The following is a 26897-nucleotide window of genomic DNA, read 5'->3' as shown; positions in this document are numbered from 1 at the left end:
TTGGCGCATCCCGTCGACAGTGGAGGACACCGTGACAGCAGCAATCACCGTGCGGCCCGGCCGACTGCGGGAGGCAGCCGAGGAGATCGAGCGAAGCACCGGCCTGCGCGTGCAGATCATCGGAGGATCTCTGGTCATGTCCCCGACTCCACGCGGTAAGCACGCCGGGGCGATCTGGCTGCTGCGGCAGCAACTCGAGTCCCTCCTGCCGCCAGACCTCCGCACGTACGAGGTGTCCTCGGTCGCCATGCCCAACGACGAGGACGACTACGCGACACCGGACCTGATCGTCCTACCAGCCGCCTGGGCCGATGCCGATGACTGGCTCGCCGATCCGCGCGATGCGGCACTGGCGGTCGAGGTCATCTCGAACTCCGAGCGCGCCCGGGGCATCGCAGACAAGACCGACTGGTATGCCACCGCCGGAATGGCCGTACTGCTCGCCGTCGACCCCCGCAACGGCACCTGGACGCTCTACACCCACCCGCGCGACGGGAGCTACCAGGGCGTCCTGCACGGCACCTACGGCGAGTCCGTCCCGCTGCCTGCGCCGCTGCCGGGCGAGCTGGCCACCGCCGAACTCCCCCGCTACGGGAGCTGACGCCCGCTCAGGCCGCCTCGTCGCCACCCCAGTCGATGCCGATCTCGGCCAGCCACTGGCGGTCGCGCTCGGCGGTCCCGGCCGGCTCGGCGGGGAGCATGGGCAGCGAGGGCGGGCGGGGGATCTCCTGCACCGGGCCCAGGCCGTAGCGCTCGGCGGCGGTGCCGGGGGGCGGGGCGGGGTCGACCAGGCCGATGTGGACGGCACTCTCGTCACCCGGTTCGAGGATGGTCAGACCCGGCCCGGGCGGGCCCAGGGCCACCCGACGGCCGCAGGCGGGGCAGGCCCACTCCTCCGCGCCGGAGGAGAGGCGGCCGACCGGTCTCATTTCGTGGATCACGCGCATGGCGGACACCCCCGTTACGTCCCAAGGAGGGGATGCCCGGTCCGCGCGGTACTACTCCCGCGCGGCGCCAATCGATCGGCCGGTTGCGGGCTGCGTCCAGTCCCGCTCAAGGCGCCCCGGGCGGGCGCGGCCCGGCCGGCGGCTACTCCAGGAAGAGGCCGCGGGACGCCGCCGACTGCTCGATCGACTCCAACCGGGCCTCGGCGCCCGGAAGTTCGTCGCACATGGTCTGCAGCAGCACCCGGCCGAGCACCATCGGGGCGCAGGCGGTGTCGAAGACCAGGCCGGTGCCGACCTCGGCCGGCAGCAGCAGGTCCGAGCGGGCCGCCACCGGGGCGAAGGCGCTGTCGGCGACGGTGAGCACGGTCAGGCCGCAGTCGCGGGCCACCGTGAGCGCGTCCATCAGCTCGCGCGGGTAGCGGGGCAGCGCGAAGCAGAGCAGCGCGGAGGCGCCGGCCGCGGCGGCCTGCTCGATCCGGTCGGCCAGCATCGAGCCGCCCTCGTCGAGCAGCCGGATGTCCGGGTGCACCTTGGCCGCGAAGTAGGCGAAGCCGCGGGCCTGCGCGGAGGCGGCCCGCAGGCCGAGCACCGGGAGCGGGCGGGAGGCGGCCAACAGCCGGGCGGCGCGGACGATCGGCTCCGGGTCGGCCAGCAGCTCGGCCAGCCGGCGCAGGTGGGCGATCTCGGCGAGGACGGCCTGCTGGTGCTCGTTGCGCACCACCTCGGAGGGCGACTCGGGCGGCGCGGCCGGCTCCCCCACGCCCAGGTCGCGCAGCCGCTTGCGCAGCGCGGGGTAGCCGTCGTAGCCCAGCGCGACGGCGAACCGGGTCACCGAGGGCTGGCTGACCCCGGCCAGTTCGGCCACCTCGACGCTGGACAGGAACGGCGCCTCGGGCGCGTGCCGGACCAGGGCGTGCGCGATCCGGCGCTGGGTGGGGGTGAGCCGGTGGCCGTCGAAGAGTTCGAGGAGCCTGGCGGAGGGGGCGGCGGCCGCGGGGGCGGCGACCGGGGCCGGGCCCGGCGCGGGGGACGACTGGGCGCTGGTGCTCATGGTGCGTCCCTTTCAACAGGCTTCGACGTACTGTGCAGCAGGCGGTACGCCAGGGCAATGGGTGTCTCGTACGCCGGGATGCCCGCTGCCCTCAGGGTCACCCTGATTTCCCCCTGAGAGGCGCGGTTGCGGCTTTACCGGGCCCGCTCCCGGGCCGCAGTCTTGTCGCCATGGATCCTCGCCGTGACAGCCAGACCTCGGAGCTCCGGGCCGACCTGGACGCAGCCCTGCAGACCCGCAAGGAGCTGGGGGCCGAGTACGAGTCGGCCCTGGTCGACTCCTTCCTCTCCCGGGTCGACTCCCGGTTGGACGCCCGGGTCGAGCAACGGGTCGCCGAGCGGCTCGCGGACCTGGGACCGGCGGAGCGCTTCCGGGACGGGGAGCGCCGGCCGGACCGGGAGCGCCGGCGCGGTTGGGGCGGCGGCAACAAGCTGCCGTTCTTCTCGCTCGCCCTGGCCATCCCGCTGACCGGGATCGGGTCCGCTTCGGGCCTGACCGGGATGCTCGTCACCTGGGCCGGCATCGTCGGCGTCAACGTCGCCGCCGCGCTGGGCAACCGGTGGGAGCAGGAGCGCGAGGAGCGGCGCCGGGTCGCCGCCCGGAGCGAGTGGGCCTGAGACCCACCCGCTCCGGCGACGCGGCCCGCTCTCCCCGCCGGCGGATCGGGCCGGCGGATCGGGCTGAGGGATCAGGATCGGGCCGGCGGATCAGGCCAGCGGACCGGTGACCCGCTCCACGGCCGCGAGCAGCGCGCCGGAGGCGACCAGTGCCTCGGCGGCAGCCAGGTCCGGAGCCAGGAAGCGGTCCCGGCCGGGCCCGCCGACGCCGGCCTCGCGAGCGGTGGCGACCGCGGCCGCGGTGGCGGGCGCCAGGTGGGTGGTGCCGTCGGCGGTGCGGATCTCCAGCGCGCGGGCCGCGGCGGTCAGCTCGACCGCCAGGATCCGGCCCAGGTTGTCCACGGCCTGGCGCAGCTTGCGGGCGGCGGACCAGCCCATCGAGACGTGGTCCTCCTGCATGGCCGAGGAGGGGATCGAGTCCACCGAGGCCGGGACGGCCAGCCGCTTGTTCTCGCTCACCAGGGCCGCCTGGGTGTACTGAGCGATCATCAGACCGGAGTCCACGCCCGGGTCGTCGGCCAGGAAGGCCGGCAGGCCGTGCGAGCGGCTCTTGTCCAGCAGCCGGTCGGTGCGGCGCTCGGCGATCGAGCCGAGGTCGGCGGCGGCGATGGCCAGGAAGTCGAGCACGTAGGCGACCGGGGCACCGTGGAAGTTGCCGTTGGACTCCACCCGGCCGTCCGGCAGCACCACCGGGTTGTCGACCGAGGCGGCCAGCTCGCGCTCGGCGACGGTGCGGGCGTGCGCCAGGGTGTCGCGGCCGGCGCCGGCCACCTGCGGGGCGCAGCGGATCGAGTAGGCGTCCTGGACCCGCGGCGCGTCGTCCTGGTGGTGGCCGGTCAGGCCCGAGCCCTGGAGCACCGCCAGCATGTTGGCCGCGCTCAGCGCCTGGCCCGGGTGCGGGCGGATCGGGCCGTGCAGCTCGGGGGCCAGCACCTTCTCGGTGCCGAGCAGCGCCTCCAGCGACATCGCGGCGGTGATGTCGGCGGTGGTGAAGAGCCGGGACAGGTCGGCGATGGCCATCACCAGCATGCCGAGCATGCCGTCGGTGCCGTTGATGAGGGCCAGGCCCTCCTTCTCCAGCAGCTCGACCGGCGCGATGCCGGCGGCGGCGAGCAGCTCGCCGGCCGGGTGCTCGGCCCCGTCCGGGCCGTAGGCGATGCCCTCGCCCATCAGCACCAGCGCGCAGTGCGAGAGCGGGGCCAGGTCGCCGGAGCAGCCGAGCGAGCCGTACTCGCGCACCACCGGGGTGATGCCGGCGTTGAGGATCGCGGCCATCGTCTCGGCGACCAGCGGGCGCACCCCGGTGCGGCCGGAGGCGAGGGTCTTCATCCGCAGGAACATCAGCGCACGGGTGACCTCGCGCTCCACCACCGGGCCCATGCCCGCGGCGTGCGAGCGGACCAGCGAGCGCTGCAGCTGGGCCCGCAGCTCGGGGCTGATGTGGCGCACGGCCAGGGCGCCGAAGCCGGTGGAGATGCCGTAGACCGGGCGCGGCTCGGCGGCCAGCGCGTCGATCCTGGCACGGGAGGTGGCCATCTCGGCCAGCGCGTCGGGGCCGATCTCGACCCGGGCGTTGCCGCGCGCCACGGCGAGCACGTCCTCGGCGGTGACGTCGGCCTTGCCGACCTGAACAAGCGGCGCGTCGGCGGCCGGAGCACTGTGCATATCCATATGCACCATCAGATCAGCTGAATGAAGATATGACAACCGTGGCCACCCAAAAGCCTGGATGCCTCATGCTGGGGGTGCGCCCCGAGCAGCGGGGTGAGCGGGAGCCGGGTCGGGAAGGGCGTGGGCAGCATGACACGGGCGACGGTGCGACGGCGCGTGGTACGGCTGCGCGGGGCGCAGCGGACGCCCCAGCCGGACGCGCTGGCGGCGGAGGAGCCGATGGAGATCCGGATCGGCGGCGAGGCGCTGACCGTCACCATGCGCACCCCGGGGCACGACTTCGACCTGGTGGCCGGCTTCCTGGTCGGCGAGGGGCTGCTGCACCGGCGCGAGCAGCTGGCGGCGCTGCGCTACTGCGCGGGCAGTGACCAGGACGGCCAGAACACCTACAACGTGGTCGACGCCACCCTGCGCGGCGCGGACGCCCTGCCGCTCTCCGCCCACCGCACCCTGCTGACCACCAGCGCCTGCGGACTGTGCGGACGCGACACGGTGGACGCGGTGCGCACCCACGTCCGGTTCAAGCCCGCCGACGACCCGCTCACCGTGCGGCCCGAGGTGCTCTACGCGCTGCCCGACGCGCTGCGCGCCGCCCAGCGCACCTTCGAGTCCACCGGCGGCCTGCACGCGGCCGGCCTCTTCAGCGCGACCGGCGAGCTGCTCTGCGCCCGTGAGGACGTCGGCCGGCACAACGCGGTCGACAAGGTGATCGGCTGGGCGCTGCGCGAGGACCGCCTGCCGCTCACCGGGCACCTGCTGCTGGTCAGCGGCCGCGCCTCGTTCGAGCTGACCCAGAAGGCGGCGCTGGCCGGGCTGCCGCTGCTCGCCGCGGTCTCCGCGCCGTCCTCGCTCGCCGCCGACCTGGCCGAGGAGCTGGGGCTGACCCTGGTGGGGTTCCTGCGCGGCGAGAGCGCGAACGTCTACACCAGGGCGGACCGGGTGATCGGCGACTGATCGCCTGCCCGTCCGCCCATTCCGCCCGTCCGCCCCGCCCGTCCGCCCATTCCGCCCATTCCGCCCGTCCCTCCCGCCCGCCCCGCCTGCCGGCCCGCCGGCCCTCAGCCGGGTGGCGGCGAGGCGGGGCCCGACAGCGCCACCGCGACCAGTGTCCGCAGCGCCGGGGCGACCTGGCCCAGCGGCAGCGTGGCGTCGTCGGCGAAGAGCTCGACCAGCCAGCCCCCCGCCGGGTTGGCACCGCCGGCCGCGACCATGCCGCGGTAGCCGCCGACCACCAGCACCGCCTCCTCCGCCGGGTCGTTGCCCGCCTCCCCGGTGCGCAGCGCGAAGCCGCCGCCGCCGACCGCGCCGCGGGTGAGCGGGTAGTGGTCGAGGTCGAAGACCGCGTCCGGGGCCTCGATCCGGGCCCGCATGCTCTCCGCCCGCCGGGCCGCGCCCGGCGACACGCCGCCGGCCGCCCGCGGGGTGGGCCCGGTGGTCATCCGGTAGACCGCGTGCTGCACGGTGTGCATCAGGTGGGAGCCGGGCGGCACGTAGGAGATCCACCAGGCCACCGCGTCCAGCAGCCGGGCCGCCACCTCGGCGACGGTGGCCAGCCGCCCCAGGCTGTCGGCCGGGTGGTGCGCGCGCGGCCCGGTCTCCTGGTCCAGCGCGTTCAGCACCACGCTGAGCAGTTGCCCCGGATCGGCACTGTGCGCGGCGCCGCGGAACCGGCGGCGGTCGCCGTGCGGACCGCGCCCCGCGCCCGCCCCGCGCCCGCGCGCGTCGGAGCTGCGGTGGTGCGGATCGGCGGCGTCCGCGAGCAGCACGGTCGGATCCGGCGCCAGCCCGGGCCCGTGGCTGCGCCCGGCCACCACCGGGTGGGCCGCCCGCGCCGCCTTGGCCCGGTACTGGGCGGCATCGGCGAGCCGGAAGAGCCGGTCGGAGGTGGAGACCGGGCCGATCGAGTCACCGGTCGAGGCGATCCCGCAGGCCACCCCCTCCCCGTCGGCCAGTTGCAGTGCCTTCGCGCACAGCTCCTCGGCCACCGCGACCACCTCGTCGGCCTTCTGGCCCTCCGCCAGCAGGCAGAACTCGTCGCCGCCCAGGCGGGCGGCCAGCGAGCCGGGCAGCTTGGCACCGGCCATCGAGAGCTGTCCGGCGAAGCGCTCCAGCAGCCGGTCACCCATCTCGTGGCCGTGCAGGTCGTTGATCCGCTTCAGGCCGTTGACGTCGCAGACCACCAGCGTGACCACGGTGCTGTCCCGGTTGTGGTTGGCCAGCGCGCTCTCCAGCCGGGCGTCCACCGCGCGCCGGTTGGCCAGCCCGGTGAGCGGGTCGGTGAAGGCGAGCCGGCGCAGGTCGGCCAGCCGCTCGGTCTGCGCCAGGCCGGCCGAGATCTGCGCGGCCAGCAGGGTCGCGTACTGCGCGTCCGCCTCGGTGAAGACCGGCAGCCCGGTGCCGCGCGCCAGGTAGAGCTCGCCCCAGGCCTGCCCGTGCAGCACGACCGGCGCGACCAGGCAGCAGGACCTCCCGCGCCGGCGCAGCCCGGCGGCGCGCTGCCGGCAGAACGCGCCGGCGCCCGGGTGCGGCCTGGAGGCGTGCGGCACCAGGTCCTCCGCCGTCTGCACCCAGGCCCTGGGCAGCCGGCCGGTGCTCCAGTGCTCGTCCAGATAGGTGACGATCTCGGGGAAGTCGGCCACCGGGTAGGACTCGTCGTCGGGGATCTCCTCCTCGCCGGCCGCCAGCTCACCGTGGTTGACCAGCACCCGCAGCCGCCCCGACTCCCGGTCCCAGACCGAGACGGCCGCCATGGTCGCGCCCAGCGCCGCGGTGGCCCGGGCGGCGGCGGCCCGCACCGCCTCCAGGGCGCTCTGCGCGCCCGCCATGTCCTGGGCCAGCTCCACCACCGCCTGCAGGCGGTGGTCCAGGCCGGTGGCCGTCACCTGGTCCAGCTGCTCGGCGTGGTCGCCGACCCGCTCACCGGCCCGCGCCCCCGAGCCCCCGAGCGCACCGCCGGGGCCATCGGCGCCTCCGAGCTCCGCCATCACCTGCGCACCGCCCACGTTCACCCCTGCCGCTGAGGTCCGGTACTCCGCGTTCGGGACCAGACTAGGAGGGATTGCCGAGGATATGCCCGGTTTACCGGAAATGCCTGAAATCCACGCGATTGAGCCGATACGGTGTCGGCCTCGCGAACCGGCGCACACCGACGGGTCCTCGGCCGGTCCCGCTGCGGCCCCCTCGGGCCGCCCCTCAGTGGCCGCCCCTCAGTGGTCGGCCTTCAGCGGCCGGCCTTCAGCGGATCGGCTTCGCCCGCCGGGTCAGCAGCCAGGGCTCGACCAGCCCGAGCCCGCGCACCGGCCGCCGCCACATCGCCTGCAGCTGGAAGCGCGGCGTCCCCGCCGCGCCCGCCGCGCGGCCCATCGCGCCCAGCGACACCCCGGAGTGCGCCGCCAGCGCGTCCGCCAACTGCGCCTGCGCGGTGCCCGTCCCGTCCGCCGCGCCCTGGCCGGCGGCCCCGGCCTGCTCCAGCGCCGCCGCGAACTGCCCGTCGATCAGCACCGCGTCGCGCTGCGCGATCGAGGTGAGCCGGCTGGCCAGGTTGACCGTGGTGCCGAAGACGTCGCCCATCCGCGAGGTGACGGTGCCGAAGGCCATGCCGACCCGCAGCGCCGGGATCGACTCCTGCTCGGTGAGCGTCTCGACCAGGCTGAGCGCGATCTCGGCCGCGGTGACCGGGTCCTCCGAGACGTAGAGGATCTCGTCACCCAGCGTCTTGATCAGCCGCCCGCCCTGCCCCGCGATCAGATCGGCGCAGGTGGACTCGAAGGTCTCCACCAGCGAGCCGAGCTCCTCCTCCTCCAGCCGCCGGGAGAGCCGGGTGAAGCCGACCAGGTCGGCGAAGCCCACCGCGAGCTTGCCGCTGGTGATCTCGGTGTCCTCGGCCGCCTGCACCACCCGGCCGGTGACGGCGGCCAGCTGGCGGCGCCAGACGTAGATCAGGAACTGCTCCAGCTCCGGCAGCAGCAGCTCGACCAGCGGGTAGGCCACCTCGGCCCGGGTCAGGCCCGGCTCGGCGGCCTGGGTGAGGTTCTCCAGGAAGGTGTCCATCTGCCAGCCGGCCAGCCGGGCGGTGGTCTGGCCGGTGGAGCGGGCCACCTGGATCGCCATCGCCTCGTTGATCAGCCCGGACTCGACCAGACCGGCCAGTCGGCGCAGCGCGATCACGTCACCGTCGTTGAGCGCGCGGGACTGGCCGATGTCGGGGAACCCCATGGCCCGCCAGAAGCGGGTGGCCAGCTCCATCGGCACCTCGGCGGTGCGGGCCGCCTGGTAGGGGGTGTACCGGCGCGGCGCCCCGAGGATCAGCTCCTCCAGGTCGAGCGCGACGGTGTGGTCCGCCTCCTCGGGGGCGCCACCGTCGCGCGCGTTGTCGTCCGGCGCGAGCCCGCCGTCGTCCTCTGCCACCGGTCCGTCCCCGTGCGGTCGCCGCACTTGCCGTTGAGTTCCCGTCCTTCGTGAGGCACTCCGCCGCCCGGGGACGTGGCGCGCCTCACACCGTTGCCAGGTGGAATGGTCGCACGGAATTCCCAGATCCGGGGCATCCGGACCTGACGAACCAGTGCCGGAGCGCTGCCGCGGACAGCGCTCAGCCGGTGCGCGGCTGGGGGCGCAGGTGCACCACGTCGCCAGCGCCGACCGCCTGCCGCGCGCCGTCCGCGCCGCGCACCACCAGGCGCCCGTCGGCGTCCAGCGCGACCGCCTCGCCGCGCAGTTCGCGCTCCCCGGGCAGCTGCACCACCACCTGGCGCCCCAGCGTGCCGCAGCGCGCGGTGTAGGCCGCCAGCAGGCCGCTGGCCTGCGGGTCGCCCGCCGCCGCCTGCCACTCGCCGTACAGCTCGGCGAACTCGCGCAGCAGCGCGCGCAGCAGGGTGGCCCGGTCGGTCACGGCGGCGCCGGCGAGCGCGAGCGAGGTGGCGGTGGGCACCGGGAGTTCCTCCTCGCGCAGCGTGATGTTCAGCCCCAGGCCGGCCACCACCGCCTCGCCGGTCAGCTCGGTGAGGATGCCGCCGACCTTGCGCTCCTCGCCCGCCACCGTCAGCTGCAGGTCGTTGGGCCATTTCAGGCCGACCTCGACCTCGGCCACCCGCGCCAGGGTGGCGGCGGTCGAGACGCCGACCAGGATCGGCAGCCAGCCCAGCCGCTCGCGCGGCACGGTGGGCCGCAGCAGCAGTGACAGGAAGAGCCCGGAGCGGGCTGGGGCGCTCCACCTCCGGTCCAGTCGGCCGCGCCCGGCGTTCTGCCGCTCGGCGACCAGCACCGCGCCCTCGGCCGCGCCGTCCTTGGCCCGCGCGGTCAGGTCGCTGTTGGTGGAGCCGGTCTCCTCGACCACGTCGAGCGCGGTCCACAGGCCGCCGGGCAGCAGCAGGTCCTGGCGCAGCGCGGCGGCTTCCAGCGGTGGGCGGTCCAGGTCGGTCCAGGGGGAAGGACCGTCGTGGCCGAAACCACGCAGTCCGCTGCGACGAGGGCGATCCGGCTCGGTCATGGCCCTAGCGTATGGGGGCACCAGGGGTAGCCCCAGGCCGACCCATCGTCCCGCAGAAACGCTGATTAACACACTGTGTCGCTGGCCATAACGCGAACGGCACCCGGCTGGCTACGCTACCGGACGGTAGTCCGCGGACCGTCCGGCTCGGACTCCCCCACCCTCCACCGCGCCCCTCACGTGAGGAACCCCTCGGGATGACCGACGTGCCCACCGACTCCACGCTGGACCCGCACACCACCGCCGGCAAGCTCGCCGACCTGCGCCGCAGGATCGACGAGGCGGTGCACTCCGGCTCCGCCGCAGCGGTCGAGAAGCAGCACGCCAAAGGCAAGCTGACGGCCCGTGAGCGGGTTCTCGAACTGCTGGACGAGGACTCCTTCGTGGAGTTCGACGAGTTCGCCCGGCACCGATCGACCAATTTCGGCCAGCAGAAGAACCGCCCGTACGGGGACGGCGTGGTCACCGGCTACGGCACCGTGGACGGCCGTCAGATCGCGGTCTTCGCCCAGGACTTCACCGTCTTCGGCGGCTCGCTCGGCGAGGTGTTCGGCGAGAAGATCGTCAAGGTGATGGACTTCGCGCTGAAGACCGGCTGCCCCATGGTCGGCATCAACGACTCCGGCGGCGCCCGGATCCAGGAGGGCGTGGTCTCGCTCGGCCTGTACGGCGAGATCTTCCGCCGCAACGTGCACGCCTCCGGGGTGATCCCGCAGATCTCGCTGATCCTGGGCCCGTGCGCGGGCGGCGCGGTCTACTCCCCCGCGATCACCGACTTCGTCGTGATGGCCGACCAGACCTCGCACATGTTCATCACCGGGCCCGACGTGATCAAGACGGTCACCGGCGAGGACGTCGGCATGGAGGAGCTGGGCGGCGCCCGCTCGCACAACACCAAGTCGGGCAACGCGCACTACCTGGCCGCGGACGAGAAGGAGGCGGTCGAGTACGTCAAGAGCCTGCTCTCGTACCTGCCCTCCAACAACCTGAGCGATCCGCCGGGCTTCCCCGAGGAGGCCGACCTCGCCGTCTCCGAGCAGGACCTCGAACTCGACGCGATCGTGCCGGACTCGGCCAACCAGCCGTACGACATGCACACCGTGATCGAGCACGTGCTGGACGACGGCGAGTTCCTGGAGACCCAGCCGCTGTACGCCCGCAACATCATCACCGGCTTCGGCCGGGTCGAGGGCCAGCCGGTCGGCGTGGTCGGCAACCAGCCGCTGGACCTGGCCGGCTGCCTGGACATCGCGGCCAGCGAGAAGGCCGCGCGCTTCGTGCGGACCTGCGACAGCTTCAACATCCCGGTGCTCACCTTCGTGGACGTGCCCGGCTTCCTGCCCGGCACCGGCCAGGAGTGGGACGGCATCATCCGCCGCGGCGCCAAGCTCATCTACGCCTACGCCGAGGCCACCGTGCCGCTGATCACCGTGATCACCCGCAAGGCCTTCGGCGGCGCCTACGACGTGATGGGCTCCAAGCACCTGGGCGCCGACCTCAACCTCGCCTGGCCCACCGCGCAGATCGCGGTGATGGGCGCGCAGGGCGCGGCCAACATCGTCTACCGGCGCGAGCTGGCCGACGCCGCGGCCGCCGGGGCGGACGTGGACGCGCGCCGCGCCGAGCTGGTCGCCGAGTACGAGGACACCCTGCTCAACCCCTACCTGGCGGCCGAGCGCGGCTACGTGGACGCCGTGATCGCGCCCTCCGACACCCGCAAGCACATCGTGCGCGGGCTGCGGGCGCTGCGCGGCAAGCGCGAGGTGCTGCCGCCCAAGAAGCACGGCAACATCCCCCTGTAGGGCCCGGCCCACCTCCCGCTCGGAAAGGATCCCGACGATGCCCCCCATCCAGGTGCTGCACGGGCAGCCGACCCCCGAGGAGCTGGCCACCGTCCTGGCGGTGGTCCAAGCCCGGGCCGCCGCCGAGGCCGCCGCCGAGGCGGCCCGCCGGGCGGCGAGCGGCCCGGCCTCCCCGTGGACCGACCCGGCCCGCCGGATCCGCCCCGCCGTGCGTCCGGGCGCCAACGCCTGGCGCACCTCCGGCTGGGCCCGCTGAACCAGCGCCCCCTTGACTCAGGTTCTCAGGCTCTCAGGTGCCGGGAAGCCGGTTGAGATTGCGCTCGGCCAGATCCGGCAGGGCCCGGGCCGCGGTCGCAAAGTCCTGGTCGTCGTGCAGGACGACCAGGCCCGCGTGGGCCGCCGTGGCGCAGATCAGCAGATCGACCACGCCCAGCGCCTGATGTTCCCCGCGCTGGGCGAGGTCGTGCTGGGCGGCCTCGACCCAGCGCCAGGCCGCCTTCGGCACCGGCACGTCCGGATAGAGGTCGTCGAACATGCGGCTCATGACCTCGTACTCGCGTCCGCTGCGGGCCGACACCCGGAACTCGGTCCGCTGCGGGTGGCAGGACCCCACCACTCCCTCGGAGACCACCCCGGCCCATGCCGCCCGCAGCCGCGGATCGCGCTGGAGGCGCCAGAGGGCCGAGGAGTCGATGAGGTACCGGATCACTCGGGGCGACCCTTCTCGGCCCGGCGGCGGCGCTCCCACCCCTCGTAGTCCCAGTCCTTGGCCAGCTCGGCGTACAGCTCCAGCGCCGCTATCCGGCGGTGCCGCGCGGCGTACTCGCGCAGGGCCGTGTTGACGGTGTCCTTCTTGGTCTTGACGCCGGACAGCTTCATCGCCTCGGCGAGTGCGTCGTCATCAAGATCCAGCGTGGTCAGGCTCATCGCGCACACTCCCGATGTCGATGGCTGATGTTGATGGCCAACAGCTGTCATAAACAATACTCACAGTCCGGTCGCCCGGTACCCCGTCCGCCGGCCCGTAGGCTGGCCCGCATGACCGATCGTCGCCCCCTCGTGCTCGCCTCCGCCTCCCCCGCCCGGCTGGGCCTGCTGCGCCAAGCCGGGCTCGAACCCCGCGTGATCGTCAGCGGGGTGGACGAGGACGCGCTGAGCGCCGCCACCCCCGCCGAGCTGGCCCTGGTGCTCGCCGAGGCCAAGGCCGCCGCCGTGGCCGCCGAACTGGCCGACGGCGAGCTGGTGATCGGCTGCGACTCGGTGCTGGAGCTGGACGGGCAGGCGCTGGGCAAGCCCACCGACACCGCCGACGCGCTGGCCCGCTGGCGCTCGATGCGCGGGCGCAGCGGAGTGCTGCGGACCGGGCACTGCGTGATCGACACCGCGAGCGGCCGCCAGGTCTCGGCCACCGCCTCCACCACCGTGCACTTCGCCGAGCCCGACGACGCCGAGATCGAGGCCTACGTGGCCAGCGGCGAACCGCTGCACGTGGCCGGGGCCTTCACCCTGGACGGGCGCTCGGCGCCGTTCGTGGCGGGCATCGAGGGCGACCACGGCAACGTGATCGGCCTGTCGCTGCCGCTGCTGCGCACCCTGCTCGCCGATCTAGGGGTGCGGATCACCGATCTCTGGGCCTGAAGCCTGGGCCCTCGCCCCGCCGCCCCGCTAGGCTGGCGCCGCCGGTCGAGGGGGAAGTGATAGCGGTGACTGACCAGTTGCTGAACGTGTTGATCGGGCTGCTCACCAGCGCGATCGGCGCGGGCCTGGCCTGGCTCGCCCAGTCCGTGCGCCGGCGCCGGCTCACCGAGCGGCGCCGGGCCTTCTTCGGGATGCCGGCCGGCACCGACTGCCTGGTGGTGGTCAACCGGCAGATCAGCGGCCAGACCACCAGCGTGCACCGCGACGACGTGAGCGCGCTGATGGAGCTCGCCATCCTGGTGAACTCCTGCGGCGCCCGACCGGAGATCATGGCGCACGACCTGGTCCGCCAAGGCCTCGGCGACAAGGCCGAGTTCTGCGTCGGCGGCCCGTACAGCAACGACCGGACGGCCGCGCACCTGGGCTGGCGGCTGCCGAGCGTGCGGTTCGGCTACGACCGGTCCTCGACCGACGGACCCGCCATCGTGGTCGGCGACCAGGAGTTCCGACTGGTCCCCGACGGCCGGGACACCCCGGGGTGGAGCTACGCCCTGCTGGCCCGGCTCGACCCCGGCGGTCAGGGTCGACCGGTCTTCCTGATCGCCGGTCAGGTGGCCATCGCCAACCACGCGGCGGTCCGCTACCTGGTCGCGCACGAGCGGCAGTTGACCAGGCGCTACGGGCTGCACGGGACCTTCGCGCTGATGCTGCGGGTGGTCAACCCGACCCGCTACGGCCCGGACGTGGTCGAGCGGGTGGCCGACGTCACCGACGCCGCCGCGGCACCGGCCGCCACGGCCCCCGCGACAGCCCCCGCCACGGCGGCCCCGAGCACCGGGAGCACCGGATGACCCCCTCGCTGTGGCGAACGCCACGGTGCCCCACCTCGGCCGCCGCCGCGATCAAGAGGCGCCCTAGCGGCCCGGCGTACCGTTGCCACCTGCGGCCCTCCCGCTCCGTGCGCGCATGATCACCATGTGCGTCACGCTCCGTGTGGGCAAGCTCACCACCTGGGGCTACTCGCCGGTACCACCCCGTCATCCCTAAACTCCATCGAGGTTCAAGAAGGGAGCCACAGTGCGCAAGGTGCTCATCGCCAACCGCGGGGAAATCGCCGTCCGCGTCGCCAGGGCCTGCTCGGACGCCGGTATCGCCAGCGTCGCCGTCTACGCCGAGCCAGACCGGGACGCGCTGCACGTCCGCGCGGCCGACGAGGCCTACGCTCTCGGCGGCGACACCCCCGCGACCAGCTACCTGGACATCGCCAAGGTCCTCAAGGCGGCCGCGGACTCGGGGGCGGACGCCGTCCACCCGGGTTACGGCTTCCTCTCCGAGAATGCCGAGTTCGCCCAGGCCGTGCTCGACGCCGGCCTGATCTGGATCGGCCCGCCGCCGCAGGCCATCCGTGACCTCGGCGACAAGGTCACCGCCCGGCACGTCGCCCAGCGGGCCGGCGCGCCCCTGGTGGCCGGCACCCCGGACCCGGTCGCCGGGCCGGACGAGGTGGTCGCCTTCGCGACCGAGCACGGCCTGCCGGTCGCCATCAAGGCGGCCTTCGGCGGCGGCGGGCGCGGCCTGAAGGTGGCCCGCACGCTGGAGGAGATCCCGGAGCTCTTCGAGTCCGCGGTGCGCGAGGCGGTCGCCGCCTTCGGGCGCGGCGAGTGCTTCGTCGAGCAGTACCTGGACAACCCGCGGCACGTCGAGACCCAGTGCCTGGCCGACCAGCACGGCAACGTCGTGGTCGTCTCCACCCGCGACTGCTCGCTGCAGCGCCGGCACCAGAAGCTGGTCGAGGAGGCGCCCGCGCCGTTCCTCACCGAGGAGCAGAACGCCGAGCTCTACCGGGCCTCCAAGGCGATCCTGCGCGAGGCGGGCTACGTCGGCGCCGGGACCTGCGAGTTCCTGGTCTCCCAGGACGGGCTGATCTCCTTCCTGGAGGTCAACACCCGCCTGCAGGTCGAGCACCCGGTGACCGAGGAGGTCACCGGCATCGACCTGGTGCGCGAGATGTTCCGGATCGCGGACGGCGAGGAGCTCGGCTACGACGACCCCGCGATCCGCGCCCACTCCTTCGAGTTCCGGATCAACGGCGAGGACCCGGGGCGCAACTTCCTGCCCGCCCCCGGCACGGTGACGCTCTTCGCGCCGCCGTCGGGCCCCGGCGTGCGGCTGGACGCGGGGGTGGAGACCGGCTCGGTCATCGGCCCCGCCTGGGACTCGCTGCTGGCCAAGCTGATCGTCACCGGCCGGGACCGCAAGCAGGCCCTGGAGCGGGCCCGGCGCGCGCTGGCCGAGTTCAAGGTCGAGGGCATGGCCACCGCCATCCCGTTCCACCAGGCCGTGGTGTCCGACCCGGCGTTCGCGCCGGAGACGCACGGCCAGGACGGCCCGTTCAGCATCTACACCCGCTGGATCGAGACCGAGTTCGACAACACCATCCCGCCGTTCGCCGGCGGTGCGGTGGACGGCGAGGAGTCGAACGAGCGCGAGACCGTGGTGGTCGAGGTCGGCGGCAAGCGGATCGAGGTCTCGCTGCCCGCCTCGCTGGGCGTCGGCTCCGCCCCGGCGGCGGCCGCCGGTGGCGCGGGCAAGGCCAAGCGCCGGGTCGGCGCGAAGAAGGCCGGCACCGCGGTCAGCGGTGACACCCTGGCCTCGCCGATGCAGGGCACCATCGTCAAGGTCGCCGTGGCGGAGGGTCAGCAGGTCGCCGAGGGCGAGCTGATCGTCGTCCTGGAGGCGATGAAGATGGAGCAGCCGCTCAACGCCCACAAGGCCGGCACCATCGTGGGCCTGAAGGCGGAGGTCGGCGCGAGCGTCAGCAGTGGCGCGGCGCTCTGCGAGATCAAGGACTGACGCGAGATCCGGGGCCGGCCGCTCGCCGGCCCCCCGTGGCCCGCTGGTTGCTCGTCAACCGGCGGGCCACAGCGCGTTCACGGGCGCCCGGCGGCCAGCGGCCGGAAGGCGTGGGTGCCCGGGCGGCGCTGACCGGGCAGCGGGGCGCCGGCGGCCGGCGCCGCCGTGGGCACGCCCGGCACGGCCCGGCGCGGTGGCCCCGGGGGCTGCTGCGGGTGGCGCTCCGGGGCGGGGTGGCCCGGCGGCTCGGCGGCCAGCCCCAGCGGCGCGATGGCGATCTGCACCCCGCAGTCGGCCAGTGCGTCCAGCTCGCGGGCGGTCGGGTCGTGGCCCGCCGCGTGCTCGTCGGTGACCAGGCGGGTGATCGCGTCGGTGGGCACGGTCTGGAACATGGTGTCGGTGCCCAGCTTGGTGTGGTCGGCCAGCACGATCACCTCCGTGGCCGACTGCACCAGGGCCCGGTCCACGCTCGCCGAGAGCATGTTGGTGGTGGAGAGCCCGCGCTCGGCGGTCAGCCCACTGCCGGAGATGAAGGCCTTGGAGACCCGCAGCCCGTGCAGCGACTGCTCGGCACCGCTGCCGACCAGGGCGTAGTTGGACCCGCGCAGGGTGCCGCCGGTCATCACCACCTCCACCCGGTTGGCGTGCGCGAGCGCCTGGGCGACCAGCAGCGAGTTGGTCACCACCGTCAGGCCCGGGACCCGGGCCAGGCGGCGGGCCAGCTCCTGGGTGGTGGTGCCGGCCCCGATCACCACCGCGTCGCCCTCCTCGACCAGCGTGGCCGCGAGGTCCGCGATCGCGCTCTTCTCGGCGGCGGCGAGGTGGGTCTTCTGCGGGTACCCCGGCTCACGACTGAAGCCTCCGGGGAGCACCGCGCCGCCGTGCCGGCGGTCGAGCAGCCCTTCGGCCTCCAGCGCGCGGACGTCCCGGCGGACGGTCACTTCGGAGGTCTGGACGACGCGGGCCAACTCGCGGAGCGATACCGCTCCGTTGGCCCGCACCATTTCGAGGATCAACTGGCGACGTTCTGCAGCAAACACAGAACCGACGGTAACCCTCCTGACCGTCCGCTTTCAGGCGTTTGCCGCTAGTAACAGGAACTACTCACCTCACGGCGGCGCATGACCGTACAATTCGCGCCGCCGCACCCCCGCGTGCTCTCCGCCGTCAGGACGAAGCGCCCGCGCATTCGGGTGACGCCCTCAGGATTCGCTCTCCGCCCGCTTGCGGATGTGCAGCTGGCGGGCCGCCTCGGCGGTGGACCCGGAGAGCGAGGGGTAGACCGTGAAGGCGCTCGCCACCTGCTCGACCGTCAAGTTGTTGTCCACCGCGAGCGAGATCGAGTGAATGAGTTCGCTCGCGCGCGGCGCGACCACCACGCCGCCCACCACGATGCCGGTGCCCGGGCGGCAGAAGAGCTTGACGAAGCCGTCCCTGATGCCCTGCATCTTGGCCCGCGGGTTGCCGCGCAGCGGCAGCTTGATCTCGACGGCGTCCATCTTCCCGCAGGAGACGTCGGCGGCGGTGTAGCCGACGGTGGCGATCTCCGGGTCGGTGAAGATGTTGGAGGCGATGGTCTTCAGGTTCAGCGGCTGCACCGCGTCGCCCAGCGCGTGGTACATCGCGATCCGGCCCTGCATCGCGGCGACCGAGGCGAGCATGAAGACGCCGGTGCAGTCGCCGGCCGCGTAGACGCCGGGGGCGCTGGTGCGCGAGACCCGGTCCACCACGATCTGGCCCCAGTCGTTGAGCTTGACCCCGGCCTCCTCCAGCCCCATGTCCGCGGTGTTGGGGATCGCGCCGATCGCGATCAGGCAGTGCGTGCCACTGATCACCCGGCCGTCCGAGAGGGTGACCTCCACCCGGTCGCCCACCCGCTTGGCGCTCTCGGCCCGCAGCCGGCTCATCACGTTCATGCCGCGGCGGCGGAAGACGTCCTCCAGCACCTCGGCGGCGTCCGGGTCCTCGCCCGGCAGCACCCGGTCGCGGCTGGAGACCAGGGTGACCTTGGAGCCGAGCGCCTGGTAGGCGCCGGCGAACTCGGCGCCGGTGACACCGGAGCCGACCACGATCAGCTCGCGGGGCAGCTCCTCCAGGTCGTAGACCTGCTTCCAGTTCAGGATCCGCTCGCCGTCCGGGAGCGCGTCCGGCGCCTCGCGCGGGTGCACGCCGCTGGCGATCAGCACCGCGTCGGCGCGCACCGACTGGGTGCTGCCGTCGGCGGCCCGCACGATCACCTCGCGCGAGCCGTCCGCCGCCTGGCCGCCGGCGCCGAGCCGCCCTGTACCGCGCAGCACGGTGACGCCGGCCCGGGTGACGGACTGGGTGATGTCGTGCGACTGGGCGATCGCCAGCCGCTTGACGCGCCGGTTGACCTTGCCGAGGTCGACGCTGATCGCCCGCTCGCCGCCCTCGCCGTTCGGCCGGTCGCAGGCGAGCGTGATGCCGAGCTCCTGGTAGGAGGCGTCGAAGCCGGTCATCACCTCGGCCGTCGCGATCAGCGTCTTGGACGGCACGCAGTCCGTCAGCACCGCCGCCCCGCCCAGTCCGTCGCGGTCGACGACGGTCACCTCCGCGCCGAGCTGGGCCGCCACCAGGGCCGCCTCGTATCCGCCGGGTCCGCCACCGATGATCACGATCCGAGTCACGTGCACCATTGTCCCGCACACCGAGTTCGAAGCGAGCACCGGCCCGTTGATTTGTGCGCATCACCGAAGGGCCGCGGTGGCGGCCCGGCCGCCCCGCCCTTGATCCGTTCGCCAACTCCCGTAGGCTGACGCCCATGTCGCTCTACGCCGCGTACGCCACGAACCTCGACGCCCGGCAGATGAGCCGCCGCGCGCCGCACTCCCCCCTGCGCGGCACCGGCTGGCTGGACGGCTGGCGGCTGACCTTCGGCGGCGAGCAGCTCGGCTGGGAGGGCTCACTGGCCACCGTGGTGGAGGACGAGAAGGACCAGGTCTTCGTCTCGCTCTACGACGTGTCGCCGATGGACGAGGACGGCCTGGACCGCTGGGAGGGCCTGCAGCTGGGCATCTACCGCAAGGTACGGCTGCGCGCGCACACGCTGGACGGGGACGTCCCGGTCTGGACCTACGTGCTGAACGACTACGAGGGCGGGCTGCCGGCCGCGCGCTACCTCGGCCTGATCGCGGACGCCGCGGAGAGCGCCGGCGCGCCCCATGACTACGTGCTGGACCTGCGCCGCCGACCCTGCTGAGGCCGCGCGGCGGCCGTACCGCGGGCGCGCGGCGGGCCCGGCCGAACGCCATGCCGGGGTAAAGCCCGCCGGCCACTGGCGGATCCTCCGAAACGGGGCCCGGCGAACCGGCCGCGGCCAGTGTTTTCAGGTCAACCTGGTAACGATCCGGACAGCGCGCCGGGCTGGTTCTACGCGCGTAGGGATTTGTTGACTATCCTCAGCCGTGTGAACGCTTCTCCTCAGACCGCCGTGTCCGCCGACCCCTACGCCGCCGCTCAGGCCGCCGCTGCCCGCCTGCGCGAGCTGACCGGTGTCGAGCAGCACGACGTCGCCCTGGTGATGGGGTCGGGCTGGGTGCCGGCCGCGGACGCCCTGGGCGATCCCCGTGACGAAGGGAACGCCGAGTTCCCGATCACGGAGCTCCCGGGCTTCCCCGCCCCCGCCGTCGCCGGCCACGCCGGCAAGATCCGCTCGGTGAAGATAGGCGACAAGCGCGCCCTGATCTTCCTGGGCCGCAACCACTACTACGAGGGCCACGGCGTGGCGACCGTGGTGCACGGCGTGCGCACCGCCGCCGCGGCGGGCTGCGGGACCATCGTGCTGACCAACGGCTGCGGCGGCCTGCGGGAGGGCTGGGTGCCCGGCCAGCCGGTGCTGATCAGCGACCACATCAACCTGACCGCGGACTCCCCGATCGTCGGCGCCAACTTCGTCGACCTCACCGACCTCTACTCCAAGCGGCTGCGCGAGCTCTGCCGCGAGGTGGACCCGAGCCTGGACGAGGCCGTCTACGTGCAGTTCCGCGGCCCGCACTACGAGACCCCGGCCGAGGTGCGGATGGCCCGGGTGATCGGCGGCGAGCTGGTGGGCATGTCCACCACGCTGGAGGCGATCGCCGCCCGCGAGGCCGGCAGCGAGGTGCTGGGCATCTCGCTGGTCACCAACCTGGCCGCCGGCATCACCGGCGAGCCGCTGAACCACGCCGAGGTACTGGAGGCCGGCAAGGCCTCCGCCGAGCGGATGGGCACCCTGCTGGCGAAGGTCATGGAGCGGATCTGACGCCGCCCGCCCGCCAGGCCCCGCCCGGTCGACACCACCGGACGGGGCCCTGAGCCCGGCCCGGGCGCTCCCCCGCTGCTAAGAAGGGGCGCCCGGGCCGTTCCCTTTCCCGCGGGAGCCTCCCCCGCGGCCGCTCGGCACAGCTCCCCACAGCTCCCCACAGCTCCCCACAGCTCCCCACCGCCCGAAGATTCCCCCGACGTCCGCCCCCACGGCGTCCCCAACGATCCCCACCGGATACCGGAGTAGGCGACCCATGGCTCAGGAAAGCACCACCGACCTCCTCGCCCGCGCCCGCCAGTGGCTGGCCGAGGACCCCGACGCCGAGACCCGCGAGGAGCTGGCCGCCCTGCTGGCCAGCGCGGAGGCCGGCGCAGCGGTCGGCGCGGAGGCCGGCGCGGAGGCGCCCGCCGGGTTGACCGAGCTGGCCGAGCGGTTCGCCGACCGCCTCCAGTTCGGCACCGCCGGGCTGCGCGGCGAGCTCGGCGCGGGCCCGATGCGGATGAACCGCGCGGTCGTCATCCGGGCCGCCGCGGGCCTGGCCGCCCACGTCCGCGCGGCCGGGGCCGGCGACCTGGTGGTGGTCGGCTACGACGCCCGCCACAAGTCCTTCGACTTCGCCCGCGACACCGCCGCCGTGATGGTCGGCGCAGGCCTGCGCGCCGCGCTGCTGCCCGGCCCGCTGCCCACCCCGGTGCTCGCCTTCGCGATCCGCCACCTGGGCGCGGCGGCCGGCGTGATGGTGACGGCCAGCCACAACCCGCCGCAGGACAACGGCTACAAGGTCTACCTCGGCGACGGCTCGCAGATCGTGCCGCCCGCGGACGCCGAGATCGCCGCCGAGATCGACGCGGTGGCCTCGCTGCACGACGTCCCGCTGGCCACCGACGGCTGGCAGGTGCTGGGCGAGGACGTGCTCGACGCCTACCTGGCCCGCGCCGTCACCGTGGTCGAGCAGGACGGACCCCGGGAGCTGGAGGTGGTCTACACCCCGATGCACGGCGTCGGCCGCGACACCTTGCTGGCGGCCTTCAAGCAGGCCGGCTTCCCGGCCCCGACCGTGGTCGCCGCCCAGGCCGAGCCGGACCCTCAGTTCCCGACCGTCGCGTTCCCCAACCCGGAGGAGCCGGGCGCGATGGACCTGGCCTTCGCCACCGCCGCCGAGCACGCCCCCGACCTGGTGATCGCCAACGACCCGGACGCGGACCGCTGCGCGGTGGCCGTGCCGGACGCCACCGCCGCCGCCGGCTGGCGGATGCTGCGCGGCGACGAGGTCGGCGCGCTGCTGGGCGCGGCGCTGGTCGCCAAGGGCGCCACCGGCACCTTCGCCACCACCATCGTCTCCGCCACCCTGCTCGGCCGGATCGCCGAGGCCGCGGGCCTGGACTACGAGGAGACGCTGACCGGCTTCAAGTGGCTCTCCCGTGCCAAGGGCCTGCGCTACGGCTACGAGGAGGCGCTCGGCTACTGCGTCGACCCGGACGGCGTGCGGGACAAGGACGGCATCACCGCCGCCCTGCTGATCGCCGAGCTGGCCGCCTCGCTCAAGCGCGCCGGGCGGAGCCTGACCGACCTGCTGGACGAGCTGGCGCTCACCCACGGCCTGCACGCCACCGACCAGCTCTCGGCGCGGGTCGAGGACCTGTCGCTGATCACCGCGGCGATGCGCAGGCTGCGCGAGCGGCCGCCGGCCGAGCTGGCCGGGCTGCGCGTCGAGCGGGCGGACGACCTGGCGGCGGGCTCGGCCGAGCTGCCGCCGACCGACGGCCTGCGGTACTACCTGGCCGGGCCCGCGGTGCGCTCGGCGCGGATCGTGGTGCGGCCCTCCGGAACCGAGCCGAAGCTCAAGTGCTACCTGGAGGTCGTGCTGCCGGTGGGCTCGGCCGACGCGCTGGCGGTGACCCGGGTGCGGGCCGCCGAGCTGCTGGCCGCCCTGAAGCGGGACCTGGCGGCGGCCGCCGGGATCTGACCGCTCCAGGGCCGCACCGGGGGCCGCTCCGGGGCCGCACCGGCGGCGGAGCAGGCGAAGGGCCCGCGACCACGGTGGTGGTCGCGGGCCCTTCGCACGGGGGCGGGGCACCGGGCAGGGGCCGGGCCTCGGGCTCTCGGGCTCTCAGGCGGCGACCAGCGCCGCCAGCACCGCCGCCCCGACCAGCGTCGGCACGATCACCCACCAGCACCAGCTGACCGTGATCTCGCCCTTCGCGGTGGGGCGCACCGCGTTGGTCCGCCCCTGCTCGCGCAGCACGTCGACCACCTGGTCCGACCAGGCACGGTTGGAGTCCGGAGCGCCCGGCACCGTGTTGCGGGTGGGCCGGGTGAAGGGGTTGAGCCGCGGCGCCCGCGGGTCCTCGGTGACGGCGCCGCGGGCCGCCATCCGGTTCGCCTTGTTGCGCTGGCGCAGCGAGACCGGCACCGCCCACATCTGGTACGACTTGCCGTCGGCCAGCACCTCGACGGAGTAGCCCGCGCGCAGCTCCTCCACCTCGGCCCACGGCACCACGACGGTGCGCAGCGGGTTGCGCACCACCAGCCTGTCCAGGCCGGCCGAGACCGACGGGCGCAGGGTGTAGGCGATCACCGGGAAGGCGAAGACCGGGGCGCAGGCCAGCGCGATCCAGGGGGTCTTGCCGCTGCTGTTCAGCATGGCGTCGACGATCAGCCAGCCGGCGACGGCGAGCAGCAGGACGCCGGAGACGATGCCGGGGGTCGAGCGGAAGACGTGATCGGCGTACTTCGGCCCGTCGGCGGGAGCGGCAGGACCCGGGTCGGGCGTGCCGGCGGAATCGGTCATGGGGACGATTCTGCCCCATCGGACCGCCTGCCCCCTGGGTCGCACATGTCACTTTTAGGCCGCGACCTGCGCAGCTGCCGTCCCGGCCGTCGGCCGGTCGCCGTCCGCCCGGCGGCCGATCGGCGGCTGGGCGCCGGACGATCGCCGGTCGATCGCCGGTCGGCAACAATTTGCCGAAAGTTTCAGCAATTACTTGCCGGGGCCTTGACGACGCCCTCGCACGGGCGGGATGGTCTAGCGCGCGGTGCCCCGGACGGCCTTGCCAGCCGTCACCGGCCCGCGTCCACACCCCATCCCGGTTCCCCGTCCCGCCGAGCCCCACTCCCGGCGGCGCAGCCCCACAGCCTGCGCCGCCGGTCCTCGGCGGGACGGCCCACCCCTACGGGAGTCCTGCCCATGAGCCTGCTCCGACGAGACCGGACCAGCCGAGCCGCGGCCTTCACCGCGGCCACCCTGATGGCCGGCGCGCTGCTGCCGCTGACCTTGCAGGGCGCCGCGCACGCCGCCACCGCACCCGACGGCGGCGACGTGATCGCCAACCTCTTCGAGTGGAACTGGCCCTCGGTGGCCAACGAGTGCACCACCGTACTGGGCCCCAAGGGCTACGGCGCCGTCCAGGTGGCCCCGCCCGAGGACTCGATCCGCCTAGCGGGCAGTACGCACGCCTGGTGGGACGTCTACCAGCCGGTGGCCTACGACCTGAACAGCCGGATGGGCACCGAGGCCCAGTTCGCCCAGATGGTGACGGCCTGCCACAACGCGGGCGTCAAGGTCTACGCCGACGCCGTGCTGAACCACACCGCCGGCGCCAACCAGACCAGCACCGACTCCTACGGCGGCGCGAGCTTCAACCCGGCGACGTTCAGCTACGGCAGCGCCGGGTACACCAGCTCGGACTTCCACTTCTCGCCGCCGTGCCCCAACGCGGACATGAGCATCTCCGACTGGAACAACGTCACGCAGGTGCAGGACTGCGACCTCTCCTCGCTCTCCGACCTGGCCACCGAGCGGGACGACGTGCGCGCCGAGCTGGCCGGCTACCTCAACAAGCTGGTCGGCTACGGCGTCGACGGGTTCCGGATGGACGCGGCCAAGCACATCGCGCAGGCCGACATGGCCAACATCCTGGGCCGGGTGAACAACACCAGCTGGACCGGCTCGCGGCCCTACGTCTACCAGGAGGTGATACCCGGCAGCAGCGGCCAGTTGGCGCCCGCCGCCTTCGAGGGCAACGGCAGCGTGATCGAGTTCACCTACGCCTACGACCTGAAGAGCCAGTTCGAGGGCAGCATCGCCAACCTCAAGACCTTCGGCCAGAGCTGGGGCATCGAACCGAGCGCCGAGTCCTCGGTGATGGTGGCCAACCACGACACCGAGCGCAGCGGCCAGACGCTGAGCTACAAGGACGGCAGCAAGTACACGCTGGCCACCCTCTTCGAACTCGCCTGGGGCTACGGCACCCCGCAGGTCTACTCCGGCTTCGACTTCAGCACCAGCGACCAGTCCCCGCCGGCCGACCAGAACGGCTACGTGACCGCGACCGACTGCTCCTCGGGCGCCTGGATCTGCACCGACCGCAACCAGGGCATCGCCGCCATGGTGGCCTGGCACAACGCCGCCCAGGGCAAGCCGGTGGCCAACTGGTGGGACAACGGCGGCAACGCGATCGCGTTCAGCCGGGGCAACGCGGCCTGGATCTCGATCAACAACGGCACCAGCGCGGTGACCCAGACCTTCACCACCGGGCTGCCGGCCGGGACGTACTGCGACATCATCCACGGCACCCCCAGCGCCGGCGGCGGCTGCAGCGGGCCCACCGTGGCGGTGAACGCCACCGGTCAGGCCACCGTGACGGTGAACGCCGGTGACGCGGTGGCGCTCTACCCGACCGCGCCGGTCGGCGGCACGGTCGGCGAGACCTTCAACGAGACCAGGACCACCAGCTGGGGCCAGAACGTCTACGTGGTCGGCTCGATCCCGGCGCTCGGCAGCTGGAACCCGAGCGCGGCGATCCCGCTCTCCTCGGCCAACTACCCGGTCTGGGGCGGCACGGTCAGCCTGCCGGCGAACACCGCCTTCCAGTACAAGTACCTGATCAAGGACTCGTCGGGGAACGTCACCTGGGAGAACGGCGGCAACCACAGCGCCGGCAGCGGCACTTCGGGCGGCACGCTGAACGACACCTGGCAGCAGTGACATCAGGCCGGGGCCGCCGCGATCCGGCGGCCTCGGCGATGCCGGCGGCCGCTCGCGCAGCGGCCGGCGTGGATGAGCTCCCGTCCGCACCCGGCGGCCAACTCCGGCCCCTCGCGCGAGCCGAGGAGCGTGCCGGTGACAAGGGTTCACCATTGCTGCTTCGGTGACGATCGATCATATTCGGATGAAAGGTGATCAAGAGCGGGATACATTGTCGCGTCGGTTCCATTCGTCTGCGAAGGATCACGCCGTGGCAAACCCGCCAGTCCTCCCCGCCCACCACGTCAACGGCCCTGCGTCCGCCGGGAAGCGCAGGGTCGTCGTCACCGGGTTGGGGGCGATCTCGCCGCTCGGGGCGGATGCGTCCACGACCTGGCAGGGCCTGCTGGAGGGCAGGTGCGGGGTTCGGCCGCTGGCGGGCGAGGAGTTCGAGGAGATCCCCGTGCGGGTCGTGGCGCCGAGCGCGGTGGAGCCCGCCGAGCGGCTGACGCACGGACAGGCGCGCACCCTCAACCGCTGCTCGCAGTTCGCGGTCCTGGCCGCGCGGGAGGCGTGGGCGGATGCCGGGTTCGATCCCGCGCAGACGCGCGGGGGCATGCTCGACGCGCGGCGGGTCGGGGTGTCGATCGGCACGATCATCGGCGGAGCACCGGTGCTGGTCGCCGCCGACCACACGCTCCAGGCCCGCGGCGCGCGGCACGTGTCCCCGCACACCGCGCCGATGGTGGTGCCCAACGGTGCGGCGGCCCAGGTGGCCATCGACCTCGGGGCCAGAGCCGAGGCCAGGACCGTCGTCGCCGCCTGCGCGTCCGGCACCGAAGCGATCGGACAGGCGATCGACCGGATCCGCGACGGTCACGCGGACGTGATACTCGCCGGCGGCACCGAGGCGGTCATCACACCGACCGTCCTGGCCTCCTTCACCGCCATGCGGGCCCTGTCCCGCGCGGAGAGCCCCGAGAACGCCTCCCGCCCCTTCGACAAGGACCGCGACGGCTTCGTCCTCGGTGAAGGCGCCGGCGTGCTGGTCCTGGAGGCCGAGGAGCACGCGCTGGCCCGCGGCGCCAGGATCTACTGCGAGGCGGCCGGCTGGGGCATATCCGCCGACGCCCACCACATGGTCACGCCGCGGCCGGACGGCGAGGGCATCGTGGACGCGATCACCAAGGCACTGACCGACGCCGGTGCCGCACCGGGCGACGTCGCGCACGTCAACGCCCACGCCACCGCGACCCCGCAGGGGGACGCCGCCGAGGTGCTGGCCCTGACCAAGGTCTTCGGGCCGGCCGTCGGCACCGTGCCCGTCACCGCCCCCAAGGGAGCACTGGGCCACATGCAGGGTGCCGCCGGCGGTGTGGAGGCCGTCGCCACCGTCCTGACCCTTCACCACGGGCTGATCCCCCCGACCGTCGGCCACCGGAGCCCCGACGACGACAACCCCCTCGACATCGTCACCGGCGCACCCCGCGCACTGCCGGACAGGGACGTGGCCTTGAGCAACTCCTTCGGGTTCGGCGGCCACAACGCCGTCCTCGCCTTCCGACGGACCACCTGATCCGTGGTGATCGGCCCGCGGTGACCG

General features: G+C 73.7%; 23 protein-coding genes and 1 pseudogene. 13 read left to right on the top strand and 11 right to left on the bottom strand.

Going from position 1 to position 26897, the window contains the following annotated elements:
• Positions 1-31 precede the first annotated feature (31 nt).
• On the top strand, positions 32-601 hold the full coding sequence (locus tag OG455_RS24555) for a Uma2 family endonuclease (RefSeq protein ID WP_266297112.1): 570 nt from the start codon (positions 32-34) through the stop codon (positions 599-601).
• A 7-nt stretch (positions 602-608) separates the two neighbouring features.
• Here the strand turns inward: OG455_RS24555 and OG455_RS24550 are convergent, their stop codons facing one another.
• Entirely contained in the window at positions 609-947 is a 339-nt protein-coding gene (locus tag OG455_RS24550; RefSeq protein WP_266297110.1) for a hypothetical protein, read from the bottom strand.
• A 142-nt stretch (positions 948-1089) separates the two neighbouring features.
• Positions 1090-1998, bottom strand: coding sequence for a MurR/RpiR family transcriptional regulator (locus tag OG455_RS24545; protein ID WP_266297108.1), 909 nt, complete (start codon positions 1996-1998; stop codon positions 1090-1092).
• A gap of 170 nt (positions 1999-2168) precedes the next feature.
• Here OG455_RS24545 and OG455_RS24540 point away from each other — a divergent pair, with 170 nt between their 5' ends.
• Positions 2169-2615 carry a hypothetical protein gene (locus tag OG455_RS24540; protein WP_266297106.1) on the top strand — a complete coding sequence of 149 codons (447 nt, stop codon included), beginning with the start codon at positions 2169-2171 and terminating at the stop codon, positions 2613-2615.
• Positions 2616-2705: 90 nt separating this feature from the next.
• Here OG455_RS24540 and hutH read toward each other — a convergent pair whose 3' ends face one another.
• Positions 2706-4280 (bottom strand): histidine ammonia-lyase, encoded by a 1575-nt coding sequence (gene hutH / locus OG455_RS24535; protein ID WP_266300938.1) that lies wholly within the window; start codon positions 4278-4280, stop codon positions 2706-2708.
• A 135-nt stretch (positions 4281-4415) separates the two neighbouring features.
• Here hutH and fdhD point away from each other — a divergent pair, with 135 nt between their 5' ends.
• Entirely contained in the window at positions 4416-5240 is an 825-nt protein-coding gene (fdhD, locus tag OG455_RS24530; protein WP_266297104.1) for a formate dehydrogenase accessory sulfurtransferase FdhD, read from the top strand.
• A gap of 845 nt (positions 5241-6085) precedes the next feature.
• Here the strand turns inward: fdhD and OG455_RS24525 are convergent.
• The 3 genes and pseudogenes from OG455_RS24525 to OG455_RS24515 form a co-directional block, all read right to left on the bottom strand.
• Positions 6086-7111: pseudogene (locus OG455_RS24525) on the bottom strand (diguanylate cyclase); the annotation flags it as partial.
• A gap of 409 nt (positions 7112-7520) precedes the next feature.
• The gene (locus tag OG455_RS24520) at positions 7521-8693 is read right to left on the bottom strand and encodes an adenylate/guanylate cyclase domain-containing protein (protein WP_266297102.1); all 1173 of its coding nucleotides are present in this window, start codon (positions 8691-8693) and stop codon (positions 7521-7523) included.
• A 181-nt stretch (positions 8694-8874) separates the two neighbouring features.
• Entirely contained in the window at positions 8875-9771 is an 897-nt protein-coding gene (locus OG455_RS24515) for a biotin--[acetyl-CoA-carboxylase] ligase (RefSeq protein WP_266297100.1), read from the bottom strand.
• Positions 9772-9968: 197 nt separating this feature from the next.
• On the opposite strand from OG455_RS24515, the gene OG455_RS24510 reads away from it, so the two are divergent.
• Together OG455_RS24510 and OG455_RS24505 are read left to right on the top strand one after the other, a co-directional pair.
• A complete protein-coding gene (locus OG455_RS24510) occupies positions 9969-11573 on the top strand; it encodes an acyl-CoA carboxylase subunit beta (RefSeq protein ID WP_266297097.1) in 1605 nt (534 codons plus the stop codon).
• Positions 11574-11610: 37 nt separating this feature from the next.
• Positions 11611-11829: an acyl-CoA carboxylase subunit epsilon gene (locus OG455_RS24505; RefSeq protein WP_266297095.1), complete on the top strand. Its 219-nt coding sequence runs from the start codon at positions 11611-11613 to the stop codon at positions 11827-11829.
• 33 nt (positions 11830-11862) lie between these two features.
• Here the strand turns inward: OG455_RS24505 and OG455_RS24500 are convergent, their stop codons facing one another.
• Both OG455_RS24500 and OG455_RS24495 read right to left on the bottom strand, forming a co-directional pair.
• Complete coding sequence (locus OG455_RS24500; protein WP_266297093.1) at positions 11863-12282, bottom strand: PIN domain-containing protein; 420 nt, start codon at positions 12280-12282, stop codon at positions 11863-11865.
• Positions 12279-12500: a type II toxin-antitoxin system VapB family antitoxin gene (locus OG455_RS24495; protein WP_266297090.1), complete on the bottom strand. Its 222-nt coding sequence runs from the start codon at positions 12498-12500 to the stop codon at positions 12279-12281. The genes OG455_RS24500 and OG455_RS24495 overlap by 4 nt, the downstream gene beginning before the upstream one ends.
• A gap of 111 nt (positions 12501-12611) precedes the next feature.
• On the opposite strand from OG455_RS24495, the gene OG455_RS24490 reads away from it, so the two are divergent.
• From OG455_RS24490 to OG455_RS24480, 3 genes are all read left to right on the top strand, one after another.
• Positions 12612-13211, top strand: a complete 600-nt coding sequence (locus OG455_RS24490) for a nucleoside triphosphate pyrophosphatase (RefSeq protein WP_266297088.1) — start codon at positions 12612-12614, stop codon at positions 13209-13211.
• A gap of 65 nt (positions 13212-13276) precedes the next feature.
• Positions 13277-14062 carry a hypothetical protein gene (locus tag OG455_RS24485; RefSeq protein ID WP_266297086.1) on the top strand — a complete coding sequence of 262 codons (786 nt, stop codon included), beginning with the start codon at positions 13277-13279 and terminating at the stop codon, positions 14060-14062.
• Between the two features lie 226 nt (positions 14063-14288).
• Positions 14289-16064 carry a biotin carboxylase N-terminal domain-containing protein gene (locus OG455_RS24480; RefSeq protein ID WP_266297084.1) on the top strand — a complete coding sequence of 592 codons (1776 nt, stop codon included), beginning with the start codon at positions 14289-14291 and terminating at the stop codon, positions 16062-16064.
• 77 nt (positions 16065-16141) lie between these two features.
• Here the strand turns inward: OG455_RS24480 and OG455_RS24475 are convergent, their stop codons facing one another.
• Positions 16142-17104, bottom strand: a complete 963-nt coding sequence (locus tag OG455_RS24475; protein WP_266297082.1) for a DeoR/GlpR family DNA-binding transcription regulator — start codon at positions 17102-17104, stop codon at positions 16142-16144.
• A 162-nt stretch (positions 17105-17266) separates the two neighbouring features.
• Positions 17267-18721, bottom strand: a complete 1455-nt coding sequence (locus tag OG455_RS24470) for an NAD(P)H-quinone dehydrogenase (RefSeq protein ID WP_266297080.1) — start codon at positions 18719-18721, stop codon at positions 17267-17269.
• A 125-nt stretch (positions 18722-18846) separates the two neighbouring features.
• Between OG455_RS24470 and OG455_RS24465 the strand changes: the two genes are divergently transcribed.
• The 3 genes from OG455_RS24465 to OG455_RS24455 all read left to right on the top strand — a co-directional run bounded on the left by OG455_RS24465 (position 18847) and on the right by OG455_RS24455 (position 22294).
• On the top strand, positions 18847-19284 hold the full coding sequence (locus OG455_RS24465; RefSeq protein ID WP_266297078.1) for a gamma-glutamylcyclotransferase: 438 nt from the start codon (positions 18847-18849) through the stop codon (positions 19282-19284).
• 207 nt (positions 19285-19491) lie between these two features.
• Entirely contained in the window at positions 19492-20325 is an 834-nt protein-coding gene (locus OG455_RS24460) for a purine-nucleoside phosphorylase (protein ID WP_266297076.1), read from the top strand.
• Positions 20326-20581: 256 nt separating this feature from the next.
• Positions 20582-22294 carry a phospho-sugar mutase gene (locus OG455_RS24455; RefSeq protein ID WP_266297074.1) on the top strand — a complete coding sequence of 571 codons (1713 nt, stop codon included), beginning with the start codon at positions 20582-20584 and terminating at the stop codon, positions 22292-22294.
• A gap of 144 nt (positions 22295-22438) precedes the next feature.
• Here the strand turns inward: OG455_RS24455 and OG455_RS24450 are convergent, their stop codons facing one another.
• Positions 22439-23119 (bottom strand): PH domain-containing protein, encoded by a 681-nt coding sequence (locus tag OG455_RS24450; protein WP_266297071.1) that lies wholly within the window; start codon positions 23117-23119, stop codon positions 22439-22441.
• Positions 23120-23515: 396 nt separating this feature from the next.
• On the opposite strand from OG455_RS24450, the gene OG455_RS24445 reads away from it, so the two are divergent.
• Together OG455_RS24445 and OG455_RS24440 are read left to right on the top strand one after the other, a co-directional pair.
• Positions 23516-25315, top strand: coding sequence for a carbohydrate-binding module family 20 domain-containing protein (locus OG455_RS24445; RefSeq protein WP_266297068.1), 1800 nt, complete (start codon positions 23516-23518; stop codon positions 25313-25315).
• Positions 25316-25565: 250 nt separating this feature from the next.
• A complete protein-coding gene (locus OG455_RS24440) occupies positions 25566-26870 on the top strand; it encodes a beta-ketoacyl-[acyl-carrier-protein] synthase family protein (RefSeq protein ID WP_323185566.1) in 1305 nt (434 codons plus the stop codon).
• Positions 26871-26897: the final 27 nt, after the last annotated feature.

The organism is Kitasatospora sp. NBC_01287 (assembly GCF_026340565.1).
Classification (GTDB): domain Bacteria; phylum Actinomycetota; class Actinomycetes; order Streptomycetales; family Streptomycetaceae; genus Kitasatospora.
This window is presented reverse-complemented; position numbering and strand designations above follow the sequence as displayed.